The following is a 22,559-nucleotide window of genomic DNA, read 5'->3' on the forward strand; positions in this document are numbered from 1 at the left end:
CTCCTAAGAGGAGATGTGTACTCCACTTAACGCCTCTCAGTGTTCACCCGGCATTCGCGACTTGTCAAGAATGAACGTTCGTCTTGTTTGACTGCCGGATCACACCGGCGCGAACTAGAACCGGTTTCAGTATTGTCGTCGCATGACCTTCACGATCGACGACAGTGTGGACATCGACGCGCCCGCCGAGGTGGTGTGGCAGGTGCTCACCGACTTCTCCGCATACGGCGACTGGAATCCGTTCGTCGCCGACTGCCGCTCCACTCTCGAGCCGGGTGCGCCGATCGACATGCGGGTGCGCCTGGTGGGCCCGCGGCCGATGGCGCAGCGCGAATGGATCCGGTCCATTACGCCGGGCGCCGGGTTCAGTTACGCGATGAAGCCGGTGCCGCTGGGCGCGCTGCACAGCCTGCGCTCGCACACCCTGACGCCCCTGGACGACGGCCGCTGCCGCTACACCTCGCACTTCGAACTCGGCGGCTGGCTGCGGCCGGTGGTCACCGCGACGCTCGGCGGGGCGCTGCGGCGCGGATTCGGCGGCATGACCGCCGCGGTGCGGCAGCGCGCCGAACAGCTCCGAAAGGACTAGGTGACATCACAACTAGGCCTCGAAGGGAATCACGTTGCCCGCGGCGTCGCGCTCGCCGCGGCTCGCCTCGATGGCGGCGGCGAGATCGACGACCGAGGACCAGATGCGCGGCGGCTCGGCCTCCAGATTGCCGATGGTGTACCAGGTGTCGGTGTCGCGATATCGCACCTGTCCGCGGCCCGCATCGTCGACGCGGACATCGAGATCACCGGACACCGTCCCCTCCTCGTCGGTCATGACGGCGGCCTCGGCGGAAATCTCGATGATGTCGCTTATCTGAACTCTCCTCGCTGCACGCAGTCGTCCACCGCGGTGCGCAGTGCGGACTGCTCGTCGGGATCGACAGTCAGCGCGTATTTTATCTTCACCTTGATGTAGTGGTCGATATAGGCGCACCGATAAGTGCCGGGCGGCAGGTAATCGGACGGATCCTGGTCGCCTTTGGAGCGATTCGCCGACGGGTCGGCGGCCACCAGGTTCTCCGCGTCGTTGGCGATATCGCGGCGGATGGCCTCGTCCTTGTCCGCGGCGCCCGAGCGCCATGCCTCGGCCAATGCGACGATGTGGTCGGCATCCATACCGGACGGGTCGGTGGTGAACTTGTATTCCTTGAGCTTGCCCGTCTTCCGGTCGAGAATGCCGTACCGATCATGCCAGCCGCCGCCCTTGCCGACGGTGAATTTGCACGTCTTGGCGTCGAGGGTGACCGGCGGCGTGGCATCGCGCAGCAGCATCACGTCGCGGGTTTCGCATTTCGCGTATTGCGTGTAGTCGGCGCCGAAACCGTGCTCGGGCGTGTTGGAATCCCAGTGCGGGAACTTCTCCCGGCTGTAGCCGCTCATCGGAGCCTCCGGCGCCACAACGAGTTTCGCCAGCGACTCGGGAACGTCCTTGCCGACCATCGCCGTCGAGCCCGCGGGCGCGGGTTTGCTGTCGGTGTTCTTGTTACCCAGCTCGTCGATGAGGACGTAGCCGCCGGCCAGCACGACGGCCAGGAGCACCGGTGCGACCAATGTGATTGTCCGGCGCAGCGCGCCGCCCTGCCGGGAGCCTCGTTTCACCACGGCTCCCCCATATGCTTCATGACGACCTTGTCACTGTCTACGCTCACCACACACCGTCCCGAGAACTGCTGCACTGCTGGGGAAATCATGCGCCATCTCCCTGATTCGCGCAGCATGCGCAGGCGGCGAGGTCACCGCGCGACCACACAGCAACGGCGCGGGCGCCGAATGCCGCCGCCAGCGCCACGTACACAATCACCAAGGGCAGTATGACTTTTCGGCCGCGTCGCGACGGCTCGCCGGATGCACTTCTCATCTCGGGAAGACACAGTGTCAACGGTTCGAGCAAACAGCAAGCCTGACACCGGATTCAGTAATCGGAGTCACACACCGACGACACGGTCGTGCTCGACTACAAGACACCCTGGAGCTGCAACGCCTGCCCGGACGCCACCCACACCCAGGTCGGATTCCATTGGGACGGGCAGCGTGTCGTCATGACGGGGACACCGCCCGCCTGGGATACGTTGTGCCGGGCGCGGTTCCGTGCCCGGCACAACGTAGGGTCAGATGTTGTTGAGCTTGTTCAGCCGCTCGCAGGACTCCAGGTACTCCTCGATGAGCCGCTGCATGACATCGGAGGTGCGCTCGACCTTCGTCATCATGCCGACGATCTGGCCGACCGGGTTGAAGTTGACATCCTTGGCCGCCTCCGGGTATCGGTGGCCGCGCTTCACGCCGTCCAGGGCGACCATCATCTGCAGCGGCATCGGCAGCGGGTCCGGGTTGTCGGCCGACTCCCACGCGTCGGTCCAGTCGTTGCGCAGCATACGGGCCGGTTTGCCGGTCCACGCCCGCGAGCGGATGGTGTCGTGGCTGGTCGCGTCGATGTAGCTCTGCATCTGAGCGGGCGGCACGTTCGCCTCCTCGACCGTCAGCCAGATCGACCCGGTCCAGGCGCCGGCGGCGCCCATCGCCATCGCGGCCGCGACCTGGCGGCCGCTGCCGATACCGCCGGCCGCGAGCACCGGCAGATCGCCCACGGCGTCGATCACCTGCGGCCACAGCACCAGCGAGGAGACCTCACCACAGTGTCCGCCGCCCTCGGTGCCCTGGCAGACGACGAAATCCAGGCCGGCGCGCTTGTGGTTGAGGGCGTGCTTGACCGACCCGCACAGCGCGCCGATCAACCGCCCGGAATCCTGCACCTGCTTGACGATGTCGTCGGGCGGAGTGCCCAGCGCGTTGGCGACCAGCTTCGCCTTCGGGTGCTTCAGGATGACCTCGACCTGCGGACCGGCGGTGGTGGCCGTCCAGCCCAGCAGTTGGTTGTGGTGCTCGCCCTCGGGCAGCTTCGGCACGCCGTGGTCGGCGAGGATCTTCTCGGCGAAGTCACGGTGACCCTGCGGAACCAGTTCGGCCAGTTTGGCTTCCAGCTCCGCGGGAGTCAGCCCGTCGATGCCCTTGCCCTCGTACTTGGACGGGATGACCAGGTCAACGCCATAGACGCCGTGCACGTGCTCGTCCAGCCAGGCCAGCTCGACCTCGAGCTCCTCGGCGGTGAATCCCACCGCGCCGAGCACACCGAGCCCGCCGGCGTTGCTGACCGCGGCGGCGACGTCGCGGCAATGGGTGAAAGCGAAGATGGGGACGTCGATACCCAGTCGTTCGCAGATCTCGGTACGCATGGCCTGGTGGACTCCTCTTGTCTTCCGGCGCTGGAAAGCCTCGCCGCACACACTAGAACACGTTTCAGAATTAGCCTAGCGCCTGAGTGTCGTCAAATCGAGTAGCGGTACTGAAAGTGATCGAACCGCTGGGTACGAAGCATGGCTACGGGACGGTTGGCAGCCCGGCGGCAGCCCGTCCGTACGCCGCAACGCGTTCTAATTACCGGAGGCGAACGCCGCCGCGCACGGATGCGCGAATCGCTACATTCCGATCAAGGCGGGCGTGGATGCCGCAGGGTAGCCGTTAGGCTCGGGGGTGGCCGGGCACGGCCGGCGGGGCGAATCGACCGATCCGATCGAGAACTCGACAACGGAGGGTATCGCGATGCAGGCTCTGCAGTATCGAACCATCGGCGCGGCACCGGAACTGGTCACGGTGCCCGACCCCGAACCCGGACCGGGCCAGGTGTTGCTGCGGGTGACTGCTGCGGGAGTCTGTCATTCCGATATCGCGGTGATGTCCTGGCCGGCGAGCGAATTCCCCTACCGGTTACCGCTGACGCTCGGGCACGAGGGCGCGGGGACCATCGCCGCCCTCGGCGAGGGAGTCACCGGGTTCTCGGTCGGCGATTCGGTGGCCGTCTACGGACCCTGGGGTTGCGGCGCGTGCCCGCCCTGCGCCGCGGGTAAGGAGAACTACTGCCTGCGCGCGACCGAGCTGGGCATCTTCCCACCCGGTCTGGGTGCGCCGGGCGCCATCGCCGAGTATCTGATCGTCGACAACGCCCGGCACCTGGAACCGCTCGACGGGCCCGACCCGGTGCGGACGGTGCCGCTCACCGACGCGGGGCTCACCCCCTACCACGCCGTCAAACGGTCACTGCCGAAGCTGGTGCCGGGGTCGACCGCGGTCGTGATCGGCGCGGGCGGGCTCGGGCATGTGGCGATTCAGCTGTTGCGCGCGGTGAGTCCTGCCCGGGTGATCGCGATGGACGTCAACGCGGAGAAGCTGGAGTTGGCGCGCACGGTCGGCGCGCACGAGGTGGTGGCCTCCGACGACAAGGCCGCGGCGCGGGTACGCGACCTCACCGGCGGCCGCGGGGCGACGGCCGTCTTCGATTTCGTCGGCGCCGCCCCCACCACGGCCACGGCCGCCGCGTGCGTGGCGATGGAGGGCGATGTGACGATCGTCGGCATCGGCGGCGGCACCGTCCCCGTCGGCTTCGGCGCGCTGCCCTTCGAGGTCACGGTGACCGCTCCGTACTGGGGCAGCCGCGGCGAACTGCGCGAGGTGCTCGACCTGGCCCGGGCCGGTTCGATCGATGTACACGTGGAGACGTTCTCGATGGCGGAGGCGCCGCTCGCCTATGAGCGGCTGCACGCCGGAAAGATCAACGGGCGCGCGGTGATCCTGCCCAACGGCTAGCTACTCGACCTCGAACGACTTCGGCTACATGCCGGTCAGCTGGTAGCGGCGCACGACCTCGCCCTTCCCAGTGTCATCGCACGAGGTGAACCGGCACTGCGCAGCCTACGGCGGCGCGGTGGGGCGCCGGGACGGTATCGTCCGTTTCCCGCCGGAATCGGCGTCGCGGCGTTCCTACTGTCGACGCCATGCGACTCGATACGACTCCGGACACCAGCAGCACCACCCCATTGCGGACACCCGTGGTGTGGTTCATGGCGCTGGCGGCGGCGTTCGGCACCGCCGTGGTCTATCCGCTGCAACCGGCCGTGGCGCAGGTCGCCGGGTCGCTGCACACCGCACCGGCGGCGATCGGGGCGGCGTTGGCGGGCGGCCCGATCGGCTATCTGCTGGGTTTGGCGCTGCTGGTGCCGCTCGTCGACCGCCATCCGCCGCGGCACGTGCTGTCGCTCCAATTCGGCGCGCTCGCAGCCGCTTGCGCCGCCAGTGCGGTGGCGAATTCGCCGTGGCTGCTCGGCCTGGTGACCGGGCTGGTCGGCGGGTGCTCCTCGGTGGGTGCGCAATTGAGTTCCGTCGCAGGGCGTTTCGCGCAGCCGGGGCGGCGATCGACCGTGCTGGGGATCGTGACCGCCGGAATCTCGGCGGGCATTCTCGCGGGACGGATCGTGGGCGGATGGCTGGCGGACGTGATCGGTTGGCGGGCAATGCTTCTGGTGTTCGCCATGGCGTGCGCGGTCCTCGCCGTCGCGGCCCGGCTGGCACTGCCCGCCGCGACGGGCACGGCGCCGACGGGGTATCTGGCGACGCTGCGCGGCATTCCGGGACTGTACGCGCGGTATCCGCTGTTGCGGACGGCGGCCGGGCGAGGTGCGCTGTGGTTCTTCGCCTTCTGCGCGATCTGGGCCGGGCTCGCGGTCGCGTTGTCCGGGCCGCCGTTCTCGTACTCGCCCGAGCGCATCGGCCTGTACGCCGTCGCGGGGTTGCTGGGCATCGTCGCCACCCGCGCCTCCGGGGCGTGGACCGATCGCGTCGGCGCGCGGCGGGTGATCCTCCTCGGGCTCGCGCTGGCCGGGCTCGGCGCGGCGGCTCTCGCCGTCTCGCTGTCGAATACCGTCGTCACGCTGCTCTGCCTGGGCTTGTTCGACGCCGGGCTGTTCGCCGCGCAGGTCGCCAACCAGAGCACGGTGCTCGGCATCGACCCGGCCGCGCCCGCCCGGTTCAACAGCGCCTACATGACGGTCTACTTCGTCGGCGGCAGCGCGGGCACCGCCTTCGGCGCGGCCGCGGTCGGCTGGTTCGGTTGGACCCCAACCGTTTTCGTCGCCGTCGCGGCGATCTCGGTGGCCGCCACGCGTGTTCGCCGGGTCGGGTGAACGTGCGGCCGTCGGAGCGGGCCGTCGCGGTCGCGAAACCCACGGCTCGTGCTTGTTATACCTCTGTGACGAGTTCGAAGGCGGCTTGTCGACGGGGCGCGTAGGCTGGATCTACACGAGCACGCGGGTTCGCCTTGAGAATGCAGGGTCGGCCTGACAACGATGCCGCAGGCATTCATCCCGATTCGGGGAAGACCATGACTCCCAGTGCCGGTTCCTACTCCATCTCCGCCAGGCCGCCGGCCTGGTCGGCCAGATCGCCGGAGGATCAGCTGTTCTTCCGGCTCCGAAGACGCGGCGACATCGTGGTGCTGTCGGTGCGCGGCGAAGCCGACGCCTACACGCTGCCGCTGTGGCGCCGGCAGGTCCGGGAGGCCGCCCAGACGGCGCGGACCGCGTGCGGCGCGCTCATCGTCGACGCCACCACACTCGATTTCCTGTCGCTGCGCACGCTGGCCGCACTGGCGGAGGACGCCGCGGCGTATCGCCGCGAGGGCGTCGAGATCTGCCTGGTCACCACGAATCTGCGGATCGCGCGGCTGGCGTGCTCCGATGCGCGCACCGCTCGCCTGGCGATCCGCTCGACGGTGGTGAGCGCGTTGACCGCGTTCGAACTGCGCAGGCGGCCCGGCCACTCGGCGGCCCGGCCGCGCACACATCGAACGCCGTAGATCATGCCGAGCGAGACGGGCACCGAGCAGGTTCGCTATCTCGGTTCCTCCGGCCGCCCTCCTGGTTCCGATTCTCCCCGCCCGCCGGACGACGCGGTGCTCTAGGGATCGAGCATCGTCAGGTAGGTGTCCAGTTGGGCCGCGCCCGCGAGCAGGTCGCGGCTGCGGCCGGTGAGCCGCGCCTGCCACGAGTCGAGAAACGTACGTGCCGCCGCGACGCCGCCTGCCTCGCGCAGCGAGTCGAGGAACTGTGCGACCTGGCGCAGCGGGTGACCGCCGCGGCGGAGCTGGCGGGCGATTTCGGCGTCGCGCACCTCGGCGGTGCCGTAGGTGCGATAGCCCGTGGCGGGGTCGCGGCCGGGGTGCAGGATGCCCTCGGTTTCCCAGGTGCGCAGGGTCGCCGGATGAATGTCGAGGCGGCGCGCGAGTTCGCCGACGGTCAGGGGGCGGCCGCGTAGCGGAGCCGGCGTGGCGTCGGACAGGCCGGCCAGGGCCGTCGCGACCTCCGCGCGGGTATCGCGTTCGGCGGCCAGGGCGACGTGCGCGGCATCGATGAGCCGGTAGACGGATTCGGTGTCGCCGCGGTGAGCCGCCCGCATGATCTCCATCGCCCGCTCGTGTCCGTGGCCGCGACGCAGTGCGAGGAACGCGCGCAGGGCCTGCGCGTGCAGGGGTGTGTAGCGCCGGTAGCCGGCCTCGCTGCGTTCGGTCGGCGGGAGGATGCCCGCGTCGTCGTAGTTGCGGATCGCCTGAGCGGACAGGCCGTGCTCGCGGGCGAGGTCGATGGGTCGCAGGGTGAACCTCCGATTGAAGCTTTTTCGCGGCAGCAGCAGGTGTTTGCGGCCGAAGTCTCACTCGAATCTTCAACGATAGTGTCGAAGTCGGTTCCTTCGACAAAGGGGTATTCATGTCCACTGCCACCGCACTGCGTGGGATCGGCCGTCCACTCGACGACGCGGCGAGCCTGGGTCGCGCCGTCGACGAGGTGCTCGCCGCGCGTTCCGAGCCGCCGGCGCTGTTGGGCCTCGGCGAGCCGACGCACGGGATCGCGGCATTTCCGTTGCTGCGCAACGACTTCCTCGCCCATCTGGTCGACCGCGGCTTTCGGTCGATCGTGCTGGAGAGCGACTTCTTCGCCGCCTCCGTCGTCGACGATTACGTGGCTGGAGGTGCGGGAGACATCGATACGGTGCTCGCCTTGGGGTTCAGCCACGGATTCGGGGCCGTGCCGGGCAACCGGGAGCTCGTGGAATGGCTGCGCGCGCACAATGCCGGGCGCGCGCCGGCGGAGCGGATTCGTTTCCGCGGCTTCGACGCACCACTGGAGACCACCGCCGCGCCGAGTCCGCGGCACGCGTTGTCCGCGGTTGCCGACCATCTGCCCGCGGCACTGCGGCCCGCCTCGGCCCGCGATATCGACAGGCTGTCGGGCGCGGACACGGACTGGACGAACGAGGCGGCCCCGTTCGACGCGGCCGCCTCCATCGGCGGCTCCGATCGTGCTCGTGCCCTGCGTGTCGTCGCGGACGACCTCGCGAGCGCACTGCATCGCGCCGCGCCCGATCTGCGGGCCGCCGACCCGAGCGGCTACGACCGTGCCGTGGCGCACGCGCGGACCGCTCGGGGCCTGCTGCGGTATCACGCCGCCATGGCAGACCGCGCACCCGACCGTGTCGCGACCATGTTCAGCGTGCGCACCGAGATGATGGCCGAGAACCTGCTGGCGATCGTCGCCGAGGAGCGGCAGCGCGGGCCGAGTCTGGTGTTCGCGCACAACATGCACCTGCAGCCCGCCCCCAGGCCCTCCGGTGAGGTGAGCTGGGGCAGCGCCGGTGCGATCGTGCGGCTCAGCCTGGGTGAGCGCTACCTGTTCGTGGCCTCCGATGCCAACCCGCACAGCGCGGCGGGCACCCTCCAGGGCATGCTGGCCGCGGCGACCGGCCGCCGCACGCTGTTCCCCGCGCGCGATCTGCGTGCGGCGCTGTCACCGTCGGTGGCGGCGGGCGAACCGATTGTGCGCGGGCACATTCCGTTGCGACCGGCGGACCTGGACGGCGCCGAGGCGGTGGTCTTCGTCGCCGATACCGACGGAGAACGGTTCGAGTATTGGTCCTGAGGCCACGGTTCATGCGAACATATGTTCGTGTCCGGTGTCGGAGAGTTGCCAAGGCGTGCGGCCTCGGTCCTGCATGCGGATCTGGACTCGTTCTATGCCTCGGTCGAGCAGCGGGACGCGCCCGAGCTGCGCGGCAAGCCGGTGATCGTGGGCGGCGGAGTGGTGCTGGCCGCGAGCTACGAGGCCAAGGCGCTCGGGGTGCGGACACCGATGAATGCCGGGCAGGCGCTGCGGCTGTGCCCGCACGCGATCGTCGTGCCGCCCCGCATGTCGGCGTACGCGCAGGCCAGCCGGGCGGTGTTCGAGATCTTCCGCGACACCACGCCGGAGGTGGAGGGCATCTCCATCGATGAGGCGTTTCTCGACGTCGGCGGGCTGCTGCGGATCGCGGGAGCGCCTGTCGACATCGCCCGCAAACTCCGCGCCGACGTCCGGGAACAGGTCGGGCTGCCGATCTCGGTCGGCGTGGCCCGGACCAAGTTTCTCGCCAAGGTCGCCAGCGCCGTGTCCAAGCCCGACGGACTGCTCGAGGTGGCGCCGGACGCCGAGCTCGACTTCCTGCACCCGCTGCCGATCGAAAGGCTCTGGGGCGCAGGCGATGTCACCGCCGCCAAGCTGCACCGGCACGGCATCACCCGGATCGGGCAGCTCGCCGAACTCGGTGAGCGCTCGCTGTCGTCGATCCTCGGCCCGGCCGCGGGACGGCACCTCTACGCCCTGTCCTGGGCCCGCGATCCCCGCCGCGTGGAGACCGGGCGGCGCCGGCGGTCGATCGGCGCGCAGCGGGCACTCGGCCGCCGCCCGCGCACCCCGGCCGAGGTCGAGGCCTATCTGCACGGCCTGGCCGACCGCCTCGGGCACCGGTTGCGGGCCGCGGAGCGGCTGTGCCGAACCGTGGTGCTGCGCTTACGTTTCGACGATTTCAGCCGCGCCACCCGCTCGCACACCCTGCCGGAGGCGACCGATCACGGCGCGGTCATCCTGCGCACCGCCCGCGCGCTGCTGACGGCGGCGCTGCCGATGATCCGGGAACGCGGCCTCACGCTCGTCGGGTTGTCGCTGACCAATCTGGAGAACGCCGACCCGCGCCAGCTCGCACTCCCCCTCGACACCCGGCCCGGCGCCGACTTGGACGCGACCCTCGATCGGCTCCGCGACCGGTTCGGCGCGGGCACCGTGACCCGGGCAGCGTTGCTCGGCCGCGGCGAGGGCCTGTCGGTGCCACTGCTGCCGGACTGACTCAGCGACCGACCGGCCGCAGCCTGCGCAGCAGCGCCGGGTGGGTCACCGCCCACAGGACGACACCGACGCCCAGCAGCACGGCGGCGATGGCGTACTGCTCGGGGTTGCGGTCGGTGAACGGCGTCACCAGGAACCCGCAGGCGAGCGCTCCGGCGACGGGCAGAATCGTCGGCGTGCGGAAATGGTTGTGCGGCACGGGATCTCGCCGCAGGACCAGCACGACGACATTGACGACGGTGAACACCGCCAGCAACAGCAGCGCCGTCGTGCCGCCCAGCTCGGGCACCGCGCCGACGAAGGTGATGAGGCCGATCGCCAGCAGCGCCGTGAACACGATCGCGACCCATGGCGTGCGCCGCCGGCGGTGCACCCGGCCGAGAGCCCGCGGGACCACCCCCTGCCGCGCCATGCCGTAGAGCAGTCGGCCGGCCATCATCATGTTGATCAGCGCGGTATTGGCGAGCGCGAACATCGTGATGAAGGCGAAGATCCGAGTCGGGAAGGCGGGCGCGCCGATTTCCACCACTCGCAGCAGCGGCGTATCCCCGGCGCCGAGTTCGCCCACCGGTACCAGCGCGACGGAAGTGATCGATACCAGCACGTAGAACACTCCGGTGATGAGGAGTCCGGCGATCAGAATTCTCGGGAAGATGCGGCTGGGTTCCTTGCACTCCTCGGCCATGTTCACCGAATCCTCGAATCCGACCATCGCGTAGAACGACAGGGTGGTGGCGACGATGACCCCGCCCAGCGCCGTCCGGTCGCCGGTATCGAAATCGGTGACCCGGCCGAAATCGCCGTCGCCGAAACCCAAGGCCCACAATCCGATCCCGACGACGATCAGCAGTCCGCTGACCTCCACACAGGTCAGCACCACGTTCGCCCACAGGCTCTCGCTGACCCCGCGCAGATTGACCACGCTGACCAGCACCATGAACGCCACCGCGACCGCCGTGATGCCGATCCCCGCGCCGAGATCCAGGTGGAACGCCTCGGCGAAATTGGCGGCGAAGGCGCGCGCGCCGGTGGACGCGGAGGTCAGGCCGGAACTCAGCACCGCGAAAGCGACCATGAACGTGAGGAATTGAATGCGGAACGCCTTGTGCGTGTACAGCGCCGCGCCCGCGGCGTCCGGATACTTGGTCACCAGTTCCAGATAACTGAATCCGGTGATCAGCGCGATCAGGAAGGCGACCACGAACGGCACCCACACCGCGCCGCCGACGTAACCGGCGACCTTCCCGGTGAGCGCGTAGATTCCGGTGCCGAGAATGTCGCCGACGACGAAGAGCAACAGCAGCCCCGGCCCCATTACGCGTTTCAGGCTCGGCTCGGCGCTGCCTTCGGACTGTTCCGCCGCGAATTCGGCCATGCTGACTCCTTGTTTTCCCCGGCGCGGCTGCAGCCCCGCGCATGACTGGCAAGGTACCCATTCCGGGCCGGGACCAGTCCCCCTCGGCGGCTATCCCGCGGCGGGTGTGTCACCACCGGGCAGCAGACCGGCCGCCGCGAGATCGTCGAACAGCAGCTGATCCACCGGGGGCACCCGGGCGCGGTCGGCGTAGTCGAACCAGGCGAGCTCGGCGATCTCGCTGCTGGGTTCGAGGGTACCGGTGTAATCGGCGGTGTAGCAGGCCATCCGCACCGAACCGCTTGGGGCGCCGGGCAATTCGGCCTCATAGGTGCCCACGTGGGCGACGGTGCCGGGCAGCAGGGCGACCGTCAGTTCCTCGTCGATCTCGCGCAGCAGGGTCTGCAGGTCGCTCTCCGCGCCCTCGCGCTTCCCGCCGGGGATGAAGAAGACGTCCTTCCCGCGCGGGCGCGCGCACAGGATGCGCCCGTTCTCGATCAGCACCCACGCCACCGTGTCGATCAGCCGCTCGCCCGGTTCGGTCAGCATGCAGGCAGGCTACCGGCCGGCACGAACGGCCTTCCGGCCACCGGGTAAAGGACGAAAGTCCCTGGGGTTGCCACGCGGTGACACGGCATTGTTGATCGCGCGGGCCGCCCGACCCCATCCCCCTGGGGGCGGCCCGCACCGCCCACCTCGTGGCCCTTCCACTCCGCTGCTTCCCATCGCGTGTGCTAGACAGAAACGCGATTGTTTCCAGGAGGCTGCCGGTGCTCAACAGCGACACAGCGGTCGGTGAGCTGATCGCGCGGCGGCACGCCGAGGGCAGCGCGCCCGGATGCCGCACCGACGCCGCCAGGCTGGCCCTGGTCATCGAGGGTGGGTCGGCGCGGGGCGTGTATTCGCACGGCATGGTCGCGGCGTTGGAGGACCTGGGTCTGCTACCTTGCTTCGACGCCGTGTACGGGTCGTCGGCCGGTGCGCTGAACGGCGCCTGGCTGCTGTGCGGGCGCGCGAATCGGGCGCGGCGGGCCTGGCACGGGGATGTGGTGCGGCGGGTGATCTCTCCGGCGCGGGCGTTGCGGGGCGGTTGCGTGGTCGACACCCGGTACCTGGTGCACGCGGTGTACGAGCGGATCGTGCCGATGGACTTCGCGGCTGTCCTCGCCAACCCCGTCACCTTCCATCCGATCGGCACCGACACCGCCGACGGCGCCGCCGTGGATCTGCATCCCTACCTCACCGATGTCGCGTCGCTGCAGTGCGCGCTGCGGGCCAGCACGTGCATGCCCCTCCTCGCGGGGCGGCCGGTGACCCTCGCCGGGCGGCGTTACGTGGACGCCGGGCTGTCGGAGTCGGTGCCCATCCGCACCGCGCTGGCGCAGGGCGCCACCCACGCGCTGGTCTTGCGGACTCGTCGTCTCGACGAAATACCCAGTGCCCCTTCGGCATTGGAGCGCCGTGTGGTCACCGGTTTCCTCGCGCGCAACGCGCCCGGTGTCGTCGACGGCTGGCTCGCCCGGGCCGCGCAGCATCATCGCGACGAGCGGGCCATGGCGGCGCATGCGGCCGTCCTGCAGATCCGCCCGCCCGCGGGGTCGCCCACCGTGGGCCGGATAGCGCGGGACGAACGGCTGCTCCTGCGGGCGTTGGAACTCGGCCGCGCCGCCACGACCGCCGCCCTTTCGTCCTATCTCACCCCTGCCCGCCGGGCCTGACCACGTTCAGGCCGTACGCAGCTCCAACGTGAGCGGTCCGGTCCGGGCGGTGGCGCGGGCTACCGCGGTCACCTGTTCCCGCAGCAGGTGGGTGGCTGGGGCTCGGCCGGTGAACATGGTGACGGTGAGCAGGTCGTCGGCGGACTCCCAGGTGCCGGTGATGCGGCCGTTCGTGAGGACCAGTGGCGAGATCCACCCGGCGGTACGGCTGACCTTCGCGCGGTGCTCGGCGGGGAGGACAGCGGTGTCGTTGGTACCGGGGCCGAGGATGTACTGGTCGAACGGGCCCAGCAGGTGGACCGACGGCTCGGGGGTGATACCGGCGAGGTCCTCGGCGTCGGCGGTGCGCAGCCAGGCGCGGCGGCCTTCGATGTCCACCTCGGTGAGCGCGTCGCCGAGGTCGGCGAACCATTGGCGCACAATCGTCTTGCCGAACGCCCCGCGCATGAGCCAGGCGTTGAACGCCTCCTGGGTCGCGGGGCCGTAGGCGCCGAGGTAGGTGGTGATCACCTCGGGCGCGGCGGCGTCCGGCGCGAGGAGCGGGCCCCAGTTCCGGGCGGCGCGAGCGGGGCTGGTGAAGGTGATGTTGGCTCCCCGCGCCGGGCCGTGGCACAGCACGCCCTGCCAGGCCAGCGGCTTCAGCATCGCGCCCCAGCCGGAGGCGAGCTGCTCACCCAGCGCGTGGAACCGGGAATCGGCCAGCACCGAGTCCACCAGCTCCGCGCGGGTGAGCACGGCGCCGTCGAGTACGGTGGCGACCGCTTCGGCCAGCGCCGCCACCTGGGCGGGGGTCGCGCCGAAGTTCTTCTGCCAACTCGGCTTCTCCCAGATCCGCGCGGAGGCGAGCAGGGGCAGTACCGCCCGCGCGAAATCCGGCGTGATCGCGTGCAGGGTGCCGCGCATGGCCCAGGTCTTGATCAGGGCGCCGGTCTGTAGCGCCTGCGATACGCCGCCGGGCTCCGCGGTCGGATGACGCAGGGCGGCAGCGGTTTCGGCGGCGGAGGTCACCTGGGCCTGGATCCCGCCGAGGCGTTCGGCGACGGCCACCCCATCGGCGGCCGCCGGCGGCCGCACGAACTGCCTGCGCAGCCGCCAGGTGAACACCTGATCCCATGTGACCCGCACCGGCTCTCCTCCTCGCGCCGCACCCGCGCGCGGCCTGTGGATCACGATAAGGTCCGCGGGTAGGCTCGCTTCACACGTATGGGAAGCACAATCCATGCACGGTCATGCATATGTTGCTAGCCTGTCGCTGTGACCTCGAAACCGGATGATTCATCCGCACCGTTCTGGGACCTCGAAACTCGCCTGTCCGCCGTGCTGTCGATCCTCGCGGGCTTCGTCGGCGCGGCCGCCTACACCCATTCGGCGGGCTACTTCGTGACCTTCATGACGGGGAACACCGAACGCGCGATCCTCGGCAATTTTCTCGGTGACTACACCCTCGCCGGCGGCGCGCTCGCGCTGATCGGTTGCTTCGTCGTCGGTGTCGTCGTCGCCTCGGTCTTCCGCCGGCATCTGTGGCGCAACCATCCACACGGCGCCACGGTGCTCGCCACGGTCGCGCTGCTGCTGGCGGCGGTCATCGACCGCGTGCTGACCCACCACGACCGGAATCTGGGGCTGACACCGATCCTGTTCGTGGCGTTCGGCATGGGCGCGCTCAACACCTCGTTCGTGAAGAACGGCGAGGTGTCGGTGCCCCTCACCTACGTCACCGGCACCCTCGTGAAGCTCGCCCAGGGCATCGAACGCCACCTGGCCGGCGGCACCGCCCGTGATTGGCTCGGCTACGCGGTGCTGTACTTCTCCTTCGCGCTGGGCGGCGTGATCGGCGGCCTGGTCAGCCTGGTCGTGGACGGCCGCGACATGCTTTACACGGCCGTGGTCGCCTCGGCCCTGGTGTCCGCCTACACCTGGTTCGCCGACCCGCGGTGGGTCCACGACCATCCCGACGCCATCGAGGCGCGGGCGGCGGCCCGACGCGAGTGAGCGACGCCGTCACGCCGAGCCAGGTCCATCTTGCCGCCCGGGACCCCGATGCAGTTGGGCCGGGACATGAACCCGTCGTGCCGCATCGACAGCACCTACGGGAAGTCGATCACCTCGAGGTCGGCGAAACGGATCACGACGAAACTCTCGATCGAGAGATTTCGCGAACTCCGCCGTACTTGTTCGGATACTTCCGTTCCATCACGGTGCCGTGCGGCGGATCCGGAAAGGTCTTGGCGTATGCCACCGGAATACGCATGTCCTCCAACCGCAATGCTTCGATCGGTTTGGATCCGAAGACGTTGCCGATCACCGTCCGAGTGGCGGTGAAGGATTCGCCCGCGACGGCCGCCGACGCCTCGATCGGGTCCACGCTCCGGCTGCGGCGTCACCCGGAACACCGCGAGCACATCGGTGTCGCTCGGCTCGTATCCGGGATCGTGGTAACCCGTCGAGGCATAGGGACGAACGCCCGGATCCCAGCGGTCGCATGCTGATTCGTCGGCCCTCGTTCTCCTGTCGACACCGGCCGGGACCGTGCGGATCGAGCATGACGGGACCGGTGTGGCCGAACAATTCGATTGTTTCTCGACTCGCTCGATCGAATCGTTGAGTTTGCTACGGTCTGACGATGGGGACGGTGAGTGCGATCCGAATGGAAACCTTTCTCGCCGTGGCTCGTCACAACAGCATCCGGCGTGCCGCCGCGCAACTGCACATCACCGAGGCCGCCGCCTCCGCCGCCGTCGCGCACATCGAAAAACAGCTGGGCGCGAAATTGATCGCGAAATCCGGGCGCGGCATCACCCTGACCGAGGCCGGGCGGGTTTATGCCGAATACTGCCGCAGCATCCTGGGTTTGATCAACGAGGCACAGGCCGCGGTCCGGCGGGCCGAGACCGGGCGCCTGCGCATCGGCGTCGTCGCCACCGCGGGCGAGTACGTGCTGCTGCGGCCGTTGGTGTCGTTCCGGGACCGCCATCCCGATATCGAGGTGGGGCTGTCGATCCAGCCCCGCGATGTGCTGTTCCTCGAATTGCTCCATCACGAGGCGGATCTCGTCATCGCGGGCCGCCCGCCGCGCGACACCGGGCTGGTCGTGCGCGCCCGGCGGCCCAGCTGCCTGGTCGTGGTCGGCGCGCCCGGTCACTGCCCGGACCCGCTGACCGCCACCTGGCTGCTGCGCGGCCACGGCTCGGGCACCCGCGAGACCACCCTCGCCCTGCTCGACCGCCTGCAGATCCGCCCGCCGACGCTGACCCTGGGCTCGCACGGCGCGGTACTGGCCGCCGCCCGGGAAGGCTTGGGAATCACGCTGATTCACAGCGACGCCATCGAGAACGATGTCGCCGGCGGGCGGCTGGAGTTCCTGGCCGTGGACGGCACACCGCTGGACCGGCCCTGGCACGCGGTCACCACCCGGACCCCGACCCCGGCCGCGCGACTGTTCGTCACCCACCTCACCGATGCCGCGCAGGTCGGCGACGCGGTCTTCCGGATGTGATTCATTCCATTCGACGCCGCACTTATTTAGTTAGCGAGCTACAACTATATTCAAGGGGTCCCGTCCACTCGAGATTTCTTGGAAGGACACTCTTGACTTCCGCTCAACCCCGCGGTGGCGTCGACGTCGGCGACGTCCGGACCATCCGCCGCCGACTACGCGTGGACCACGACCACCCGCACTACAAGTGGGTGGCACTGTCCAACACGACGCTGGGCATGCTGATGGTCACCATCAACTCCTCGATCGTGATCATCTCGCTGCCGGCGATCTTCCGAGGCATCCATCTCGACCCGCTCTCGCCCGGCAACGTCAGCTACCTGCTGTGGCTGATCATGGGCTTCCTGCTGACCTCCGCGGTGCTGGTGGTGATGTTCGGTCGGCTGGGCGACATGTTCGGCCGGGTGCGCATCTACAACCTCGGCTTCGTCGTCTTCACGCTCTCGGCCATAGCGCTGTCGTTCGACCCGTTCGACCTCGGCGGCGGCGCGATATGGCTGATCGTGTGGCGCGTCGTCCAGGGCGTCGGCGGCGCCATGCTGATGGCCAACTCCTCGGCGATCCTCACCGACGCCTTCCCCGCCCGGCAGCGCGGCGTCGCGCTGGGCATCAACCAGGTCGCGGCCGTTGCCGGATCGTTCCTCGGCCTGCTGATCGGTGGCGTGCTCGCCGAATGGGACTGGAAGGCCGTGTTCTGGGTGAGCGTGCCGTTCGGCATCATCGGCACCGTCTGGTCCTACCGCTCGCTGCACGACAACGGCGTGCGCACGCCCGGCTCGCTCGACCTGCCCGGCACCCTGGCCTTCGCGCTGGGCCTGACGGCACTGCTGACCGGCATCACCTACGGCATCCAGCCGCACGGCAGCTCCAAGACCGGCTGGACCAACCCGTGGGTGCTGGGAGCCGTGTGCGGTGGCGTCGCGCTGCTGGCGGCGTTCTGCTACATCGAGACCAAGGTGAAGCAGCCGATGTTCCGGATGTCGCTGCTGCGCAACCGCACCTTCGCGCTGGGCAACTTCGCCAGCCTGATGTCCTCGATCGGGCGCGGCGGGCTGCAGTTCATGCTCATCATCTGGCTACAGGGCATCTGGCTGCCACTGCACGGCTTCGACTACGAGTCCACGCCGCTGTGGGCGGGCATCTACATGCTGCCGCTGACCGTGGGATTCCTTGCGGCAGGCCCAATTTCGGGCTGGCTGTCGGACCGCTACGGCGCGCGGCCGTTCGCCGCGGGCGGGCTGGCGATCGTGGCGGTCACCTTCGTGCTGCTGGTGGTGATCCCGGTCGACTTCGACTACTGGGTCTTCGCGGTGATCATCCTGTTCAACGGTCTCGGCTCGGGCATGTTCGCCTCGCCCAATACCGCGGAGGTGATGTCGGCGGTGCCGGCCTCGCAGCGCGGGGTCGCCTCGGGCATGCGGGCCACACTGATGAACGGCGGTATGGCGCTGTCGATCGGCCTGTTCTTCTCACTCATGATCGTCGGCCTGTCCGGCACGCTGCCGGGCGCGATGGACTCCGGGCTGCGCGGCCAGGGCGTGCCCGCCGACGTGGCCGGTCGCGTCGCCGACATGCCGCCCGTGGGCAGCCTGTTCGCGACCTTCCTCGGCTACAACCCCTTCGAGGAACTGCTCGGCCCCACCGGAACCCTGGAACAGCCAGGCGTGCACGCCGACGTGCTCACCGGCCAGGAGTTCTTCCCGAACCTGATCTCGGGACCGTTCCACTCCGGACTCGTGGTGGTCTTCCTCGGCGCCGCGCTGATGATGCTGATCGGCGCGATCGCGTCCTGGTTCGCGGGCGGCACGTACGTCGTCGACGAGCGGGAGGAACTCGCCGCGGCCGAGCGTGCGGGCATACTTGCGGAAACGGACCGTGCGGAATCGGGCAATACCGGCACGGCCTCGACTCGGGTAGGAGCGAAGTCAGGATGATTCAGCAGGAGCGCACGCGCAGTGCCGAGCAGCTCGCCGAGGCGGCCGATCTCTATCTGTCGCTCGGCCGGATCAACCGGCTGCTGCGCCGCTCCGGCGACCTCGGATCGCTCAGCCCCGGATCCGCCTCCGCGCTGGCGTCGCTGGTGCGAACCGGTCCGATGCGGCTGGGCGATCTGGCCGCGGCCGAGCGCGTCACCGCGCCGACCATGTCGCGGATCGTGTCCGGGCTGGAGAAGGTCGGCTACATCGAGCGCACGGCCGATCCGGTGGACGGCCGCGCACAGCTGCTGACGGCGACCGAACCCGCGCATGCCCTGGTCAACGGCCTGACCTCGGCCCGCATCCAGCGCTTCGCGGCCGCCCTGGACGATCTGGAACCCGACCAGCGGGCCGCGCTCACCACCGCCATGACCAGGCTGGTCGATCTGCTCGACGAGTAACCCTGCTCACTTTTCTCGGTCACGTATGCGGTTGTGGCTGCGCGATTTTGCGAAATCTGATAGAAAAAGATCACTTCTGCTGACAAAGATCTGGGTTGCTCACAACGTTGTGGGCCGGAGGTTCGAGCTCCGAAACCCTCTGCAGCAGCGCGGCTTTCGGAGCTCGTCACTGTTTCCGGAGGAGAACCGTGATGACTGTCCGCTCCAATATCACTCCGACCGTTTCGCGCGAGAACGACGAGGCGGCACCGGACGAGGCCGTAGTCTGGCCCGAACCGAGCCCGCTCACGTCGTGGTGGCAGCAGGTGATGCAAGCGCCCGCGGAACGCAGCCCGGCACCGGGCGCCCTCTAGTACACCACTCCGGCCGGTTCTTGGCCGGAATCTCCCGGTAGATTCCGGCCAAGAACACGCCGGAGTGGTGATGATCGAACCAACCGCCGAAGCGGTGGTCGGGCGTCTGGCCGCCTAAGCGGGTGGTGGGGCATCTGGCCGTCTGAGTGGCGGTCGAGACCTGTCCGCCAGCGTGGTGGTCGGACATCTGGCCGCCGAAGTGGTGGTCGGACATCTGGTCGCCGAAGTGGTGGTCGGACATCTGGTCGCCGAAGTGGTGGTCGGGCACCTGGTCGCCGAAGTGGTGGTCGGGCACCTGGTCGCCGCGATGGCGATCCCGGACTCGGCCGCCGCGGGGTGGTAGTGCACCTCGCTCCCAGAGCGGTGGTTGTGCGCTTGGCCGCCGTAATGGTGGTTGTGTCCGGCCTTCGCAGGTTGCGCACCTGGTCGCTGGTGGTGGCGGATGGATGTGCGCCGGAACGGTGGTCGGGTATCCGGGCGCCGGAGGGCGGGCAGCTCTTGACCGGGAGCTCACTCCAGGTCGTAGCGTCGGGAGTGGTGGGCGAGCGCTCACCAGGATCCGGTGTTACCAAGGAGGACCGTCCGCATGATCGCGACCAGGAAACTCGGTGGGCTGACCGTCGGTGCGCAAGGGCTCGGGTGCATGGGCATGAGCCAGGCCTACGGCGTGCGCGACAACGACGCCGAGTCGATCGCCACCATCCACCGCGCGTTGGATCTGGGTGTCACGCTGCTCGACACCGCCGATGTGTACGGCGCGGGCGGCAACGAGGAACTCGTCGGCCGGGCCATCGCGGACCGGCGCGACCAGGTGGTGCTCGCGACCAAGTTCGGCATCGTCTGGGGCGGGGACGGGTCGATGGGCGCCCGCGGCGACGCCGCCTACGTACGGCAGTGCGCCGACGCGTCGCTGGCCCGGCTGGGTGTCGACCACATCGATCTGTTCTATCAGCACCGCGTCGATCCGACCGTGCCGATCGAGGAGACCTGGGGCGCGCTGGCGGAGCTGGTGACCGCCGGCAAGGTGCGCTACCTCGGCATCTCCGAGGCGTCCGCGGCCACCATCCGCCGCGCGCACGCCGTGCACCCGGTCACCGCGCTGCAGAGCGAGTGGTCGCTGTGGACCCGCGACATCGAGACCGAGGTGGTACCGGTCTGCCGCGAACTCGGCATCGGCATCGTGCCGTTCTCCCCGCTCGGCCGTGGCTTCCTCACCGGCGCCATCACCTCCACCGACGATCTGCCCGCCGACGACATGCGCCGCCGCCTGCCCCGCTTCGCCGACGGCAACCTCGACCGCAACCTGGCGATCGTGACCGCGCTGCGCGAGCTGGCCGCAGAGAAGAGCGTCACCGCAGGGCAATTGGCGCTGGCTTGGGTCCAGAGCCGGGGCGCGGACGTGGTGCCGATTCCGGGAACCAAGCGGCGCGGTTATCTCGAGCAGAACGTGGCGGCCGTCGGCCTCGAGCTGAGCGCGGAGGATCTGGCGCGCATCGAAGCCGCCGCGCCCGCCGACGCCGTCGCCGGTGCGCGCTATCCGGAGGAACTGGCGCGCGCCGCCGGGAAGTGAGACATCAGAGGTAGGCGTGCAGCGCGCCCGAGCGGTCCCAATGGCCTCGCCGGTCCGTCCGGAGCATCCGGCCTCCGGGCGGACCGAACGGGCAGGCGACCAGGCCCGCGGCCGTCGGCCCGGCATGTGCCGTGTGCGCGGGGTGGTCGAAATACAGGTAGATCTCGCCCGGTACGAGCGGCGGGGACGGCCGCAGCATGGGATCCAGGACGAAGATTCGCCGATCGTGCCCTTCGCCGCTCCAGCTCAGGACCGTGCGCCGTTCGTCGCCGGGCAGGAGGTCGATGGCCGCGACCGTCCGCCCGGGTGCGTCGGTGAGGGCGGTGCACGCGGCGTAGAACCGATCCCACCAGCGCTCCGCATTGCCGAATCGGGCGAGTTGCGGCGGGTGCACGACGAGACGGAACGACGGCCGTCCGGCGCGCGGCCGCACCACCACCAGCGTGGTGTGGCGGTCGAGGAAAGTCGTGACGCCCGAGTGGATTTCGGTCACGTGCTCGCGCGGCTCGTCGGCATCGGACGGGACGTCCACGAAAAGCACTGCGGTATCCGATGTTTCGGCCGGAGCGGGCCGCATTCCGGCCGCCAGCTCGGCGAATGTCTCCCAGGGGCGCAGCCGGGCGCGCATGGTGGCGGTGTCGAACAGCCGTACCGTGCGCGCGGCGCCCGCACCGGCCGCGCAGAGCGCCGAGGCGATGCCGAAAACCACGTCGTCGCTGCCCGTCACGTGAGCCAGCACCAGCGCCCACGCCGTGGCGACCAAGGTGTCGAACGTGAGCCCGGCGCGGGAGGCGCCTGCCAGCAGCCGGTCCACCAGCGGCACGGGCAGCGTGAAGGCTTGGGCCGCTGGGCTTTCCGGCTGCGACGCCCAGCCGTTCGACATGGACGGCACCTCACGCCGCGAGCCGGGCGCGGTGCGATCACACCCGAGGCGCCACCGGGCGCACTCCGAAAAACGCTGCGCCGGTGAGGGATCCGACGGCTCGCCGAACTCGGCGTCGAGCCGGCTCAAAGCCGGGGCCGTGCCGTCCGCGCGTACCGGTACCGCGTGATCGTGCTCATCACGAACTCCCTCCCGCTACGGAAACCGTCCGGCAACGGTTCCGTCACACCGCGCTCGAGAACACCGTAACCGGTGCACGCCAGCGGCGCACGAGACGCGGCGGACCGGGATGTCCCACCCGGTCCGCCGCGTCTCGTGCGCGGTCAGTCGTCGTCGCGATCGTGGCCGAGCACCGCGCCCGAGGCGGCGTCCACGCGCACCTCGTAGTCGACGCCGTCGGTGCCGCGCACGTCCACCTCCCAGACGGTCACGTTGCGGTCGGTGTCCAGTTCGGCGGACTGCACGGTGCCGCCGGGCACCACCTCGACCGCCTTCGCGGTCGCCTGCTCTCGCGTGACCGCTGGACTCGCTTGCGTGTGAGCGTGGTCCACGCGCACGGCGGCGGCCGCGGTGCCGCCCGAACCGAACGACGCCAGCGCCACACCGCCTCCGATCACCGCGACGGCGACGGCTCCGACGAGCATCCAGCGCAGACCGTGCAGAATCCGGCGAAGAAACAGTTCCATGGTCGAACCTCCTGGGGCGGTGGTGAACTCCAAC

Annotated in this window: 24 protein-coding genes; 14 read left to right on the forward strand and 10 right to left on the reverse strand. The window is 69.5% G+C overall.

The genetic code is table 11. The features are described from left to right. Positions 1-142 precede the first annotated feature (142 nt). Positions 143-589: an SRPBCC domain-containing protein gene (locus NWFMUON74_RS16750; RefSeq protein ID WP_187688697.1), complete on the forward strand. Its 447-nt coding sequence runs from the start codon at positions 143-145 to the stop codon at positions 587-589. Positions 590-601: 12 nt separating this feature from the next. On the opposite strand, the gene NWFMUON74_RS16755 is transcribed toward NWFMUON74_RS16750, so the two are convergent. The 3 genes from NWFMUON74_RS16755 to NWFMUON74_RS16765 form a co-directional block, all read right to left on the reverse strand. Further along, positions 602-826, reverse strand: coding sequence for a hypothetical protein (locus tag NWFMUON74_RS16755; protein ID WP_187688698.1), 225 nt, complete (start codon positions 824-826; stop codon positions 602-604). Positions 827-861: 35 nt separating this feature from the next. Then, positions 862-1,650, reverse strand: coding sequence for an HNH endonuclease family protein (locus NWFMUON74_RS16760; protein WP_232111068.1), 789 nt, complete (start codon positions 1,648-1,650; stop codon positions 862-864). A gap of 509 nt (positions 1,651-2,159) precedes the next feature. Beyond that, the gene (locus tag NWFMUON74_RS16765) at positions 2,160-3,281 is read right to left on the reverse strand and encodes an NAD(P)H-dependent flavin oxidoreductase (RefSeq protein ID WP_187688700.1); all 1,122 of its coding nucleotides are present in this window, start codon (positions 3,279-3,281) and stop codon (positions 2,160-2,162) included. Positions 3,282-3,648: 367 nt separating this feature from the next. On the opposite strand from NWFMUON74_RS16765, the gene NWFMUON74_RS16770 reads away from it, so the two are divergent. The 3 genes from NWFMUON74_RS16770 to NWFMUON74_RS16780 all read left to right on the forward strand — a co-directional run bounded on the left by NWFMUON74_RS16770 (position 3,649) and on the right by NWFMUON74_RS16780 (position 6,733). Then, complete coding sequence (locus NWFMUON74_RS16770) at positions 3,649-4,689, forward strand: NAD(P)-dependent alcohol dehydrogenase (RefSeq protein ID WP_187688701.1); 1,041 nt, start codon at positions 3,649-3,651, stop codon at positions 4,687-4,689. A gap of 188 nt (positions 4,690-4,877) precedes the next feature. Then, entirely contained in the window at positions 4,878-6,062 is a 1,185-nt protein-coding gene (locus NWFMUON74_RS16775; RefSeq protein WP_187688702.1) for an MFS transporter, read from the forward strand. Between the two features lie 197 nt (positions 6,063-6,259). Then, positions 6,260-6,733, forward strand: coding sequence for an STAS domain-containing protein (locus tag NWFMUON74_RS16780; protein WP_187688703.1), 474 nt, complete (start codon positions 6,260-6,262; stop codon positions 6,731-6,733). A gap of 101 nt (positions 6,734-6,834) precedes the next feature. Here the strand turns inward: NWFMUON74_RS16780 and NWFMUON74_RS16785 are convergent, their stop codons facing one another. Continuing rightward, positions 6,835-7,527 carry a MerR family transcriptional regulator gene (locus NWFMUON74_RS16785; RefSeq protein ID WP_187689219.1) on the reverse strand — a complete coding sequence of 231 codons (693 nt, stop codon included), beginning with the start codon at positions 7,525-7,527 and terminating at the stop codon, positions 6,835-6,837. A gap of 113 nt (positions 7,528-7,640) precedes the next feature. Here NWFMUON74_RS16785 and NWFMUON74_RS16790 point away from each other — a divergent pair, with 113 nt between their 5' ends. Both NWFMUON74_RS16790 and dinB read left to right on the forward strand, forming a co-directional pair. Beyond that, positions 7,641-8,849: an erythromycin esterase family protein gene (locus NWFMUON74_RS16790; RefSeq protein WP_187688704.1), complete on the forward strand. Its 1,209-nt coding sequence runs from the start codon at positions 7,641-7,643 to the stop codon at positions 8,847-8,849. A 21-nt stretch (positions 8,850-8,870) separates the two neighbouring features. Next, positions 8,871-10,088 (forward strand): DNA polymerase IV, encoded by a 1,218-nt coding sequence (gene dinB, locus NWFMUON74_RS16795; protein WP_187688705.1) that lies wholly within the window; start codon positions 8,871-8,873, stop codon positions 10,086-10,088. A 1-nt stretch (position 10,089) separates the two neighbouring features. Here dinB and NWFMUON74_RS16800 read toward each other — a convergent pair whose 3' ends face one another. Together NWFMUON74_RS16800 and NWFMUON74_RS16805 are read right to left on the reverse strand one after the other, a co-directional pair. Further along, positions 10,090-11,463, reverse strand: a complete 1,374-nt coding sequence (locus NWFMUON74_RS16800; protein WP_187688706.1) for an APC family permease — start codon at positions 11,461-11,463, stop codon at positions 10,090-10,092. A 90-nt stretch (positions 11,464-11,553) separates the two neighbouring features. After that, a complete protein-coding gene (locus NWFMUON74_RS16805) occupies positions 11,554-11,991 on the reverse strand; it encodes an NUDIX hydrolase (protein WP_187688707.1) in 438 nt (145 codons plus the stop codon). Positions 11,992-12,212: 221 nt separating this feature from the next. On the opposite strand from NWFMUON74_RS16805, the gene NWFMUON74_RS16810 reads away from it, so the two are divergent. Continuing rightward, a complete protein-coding gene (locus tag NWFMUON74_RS16810) occupies positions 12,213-13,160 on the forward strand; it encodes a patatin-like phospholipase family protein (protein ID WP_232111069.1) in 948 nt (315 codons plus the stop codon). Positions 13,161-13,166: 6 nt separating this feature from the next. Here the strand turns inward: NWFMUON74_RS16810 and NWFMUON74_RS16815 are convergent, their stop codons facing one another. Beyond that, positions 13,167-14,285, reverse strand: coding sequence for a winged helix DNA-binding domain-containing protein (locus NWFMUON74_RS16815; protein WP_232111070.1), 1,119 nt, complete (start codon positions 14,283-14,285; stop codon positions 13,167-13,169). Positions 14,286-14,414: 129 nt separating this feature from the next. Between NWFMUON74_RS16815 and NWFMUON74_RS16820 the strand changes: the two genes are divergently transcribed. Next, a complete protein-coding gene (locus NWFMUON74_RS16820) occupies positions 14,415-15,152 on the forward strand; it encodes a YoaK family protein (RefSeq protein ID WP_187688709.1) in 738 nt (245 codons plus the stop codon). 133 nt (positions 15,153-15,285) lie between these two features. Here the strand turns inward: NWFMUON74_RS16820 and NWFMUON74_RS36115 are convergent, their stop codons facing one another. Further along, the gene (locus NWFMUON74_RS36115) at positions 15,286-15,525 is read right to left on the reverse strand and encodes a hypothetical protein (protein WP_232111071.1); all 240 of its coding nucleotides are present in this window, start codon (positions 15,523-15,525) and stop codon (positions 15,286-15,288) included. A gap of 258 nt (positions 15,526-15,783) precedes the next feature. Here NWFMUON74_RS36115 and NWFMUON74_RS16830 point away from each other — a divergent pair, with 258 nt between their 5' ends. The 6 genes from NWFMUON74_RS16830 to NWFMUON74_RS16855 all read left to right on the forward strand — a co-directional run bounded on the left by NWFMUON74_RS16830 (position 15,784) and on the right by NWFMUON74_RS16855 (position 20,956). After that, positions 15,784-16,656, forward strand: a complete 873-nt coding sequence (locus NWFMUON74_RS16830; RefSeq protein WP_232111072.1) for a LysR family transcriptional regulator — start codon at positions 15,784-15,786, stop codon at positions 16,654-16,656. Positions 16,657-16,748: 92 nt separating this feature from the next. After that, complete coding sequence (locus NWFMUON74_RS16835; RefSeq protein ID WP_425300429.1) at positions 16,749-18,590, forward strand: MFS transporter; 1,842 nt, start codon at positions 16,749-16,751, stop codon at positions 18,588-18,590. Next, entirely contained in the window at positions 18,587-19,033 is a 447-nt protein-coding gene (locus NWFMUON74_RS16840) for a MarR family winged helix-turn-helix transcriptional regulator (protein ID WP_187688710.1), read from the forward strand. Before NWFMUON74_RS16835 ends, NWFMUON74_RS16840 begins: the two co-directional genes overlap by 4 nt. 191 nt (positions 19,034-19,224) lie before the next feature. Beyond that, on the forward strand, positions 19,225-19,386 hold the full coding sequence (locus NWFMUON74_RS16845) for a hypothetical protein (protein ID WP_187688711.1): 162 nt from the start codon (positions 19,225-19,227) through the stop codon (positions 19,384-19,386). 175 nt (positions 19,387-19,561) lie between these two features. Next, positions 19,562-19,729 carry a hypothetical protein gene (locus NWFMUON74_RS16850; RefSeq protein ID WP_187688712.1) on the forward strand — a complete coding sequence of 56 codons (168 nt, stop codon included), beginning with the start codon at positions 19,562-19,564 and terminating at the stop codon, positions 19,727-19,729. Between the two features lie 243 nt (positions 19,730-19,972). Further along, positions 19,973-20,956 carry an aldo/keto reductase gene (locus tag NWFMUON74_RS16855; protein WP_187688713.1) on the forward strand — a complete coding sequence of 328 codons (984 nt, stop codon included), beginning with the start codon at positions 19,973-19,975 and terminating at the stop codon, positions 20,954-20,956. A gap of 4 nt (positions 20,957-20,960) precedes the next feature. On the opposite strand, the gene NWFMUON74_RS16860 is transcribed toward NWFMUON74_RS16855, so the two are convergent. Further along, positions 20,961-21,839 carry a hypothetical protein gene (locus NWFMUON74_RS16860; protein WP_187688714.1) on the reverse strand — a complete coding sequence of 293 codons (879 nt, stop codon included), beginning with the start codon at positions 21,837-21,839 and terminating at the stop codon, positions 20,961-20,963. 323 nt (positions 21,840-22,162) lie between these two features. Next, entirely contained in the window at positions 22,163-22,525 is a 363-nt protein-coding gene (locus tag NWFMUON74_RS16865; protein WP_187688715.1) for a PepSY domain-containing protein, read from the reverse strand. Positions 22,526-22,559: the final 34 nt, after the last annotated feature.

The sequence above is a fragment of the Nocardia wallacei genome, from assembly GCF_014466955.1.
GTDB classification, from domain to species: domain Bacteria; phylum Actinomycetota; class Actinomycetes; order Mycobacteriales; family Mycobacteriaceae; genus Nocardia; species Nocardia wallacei.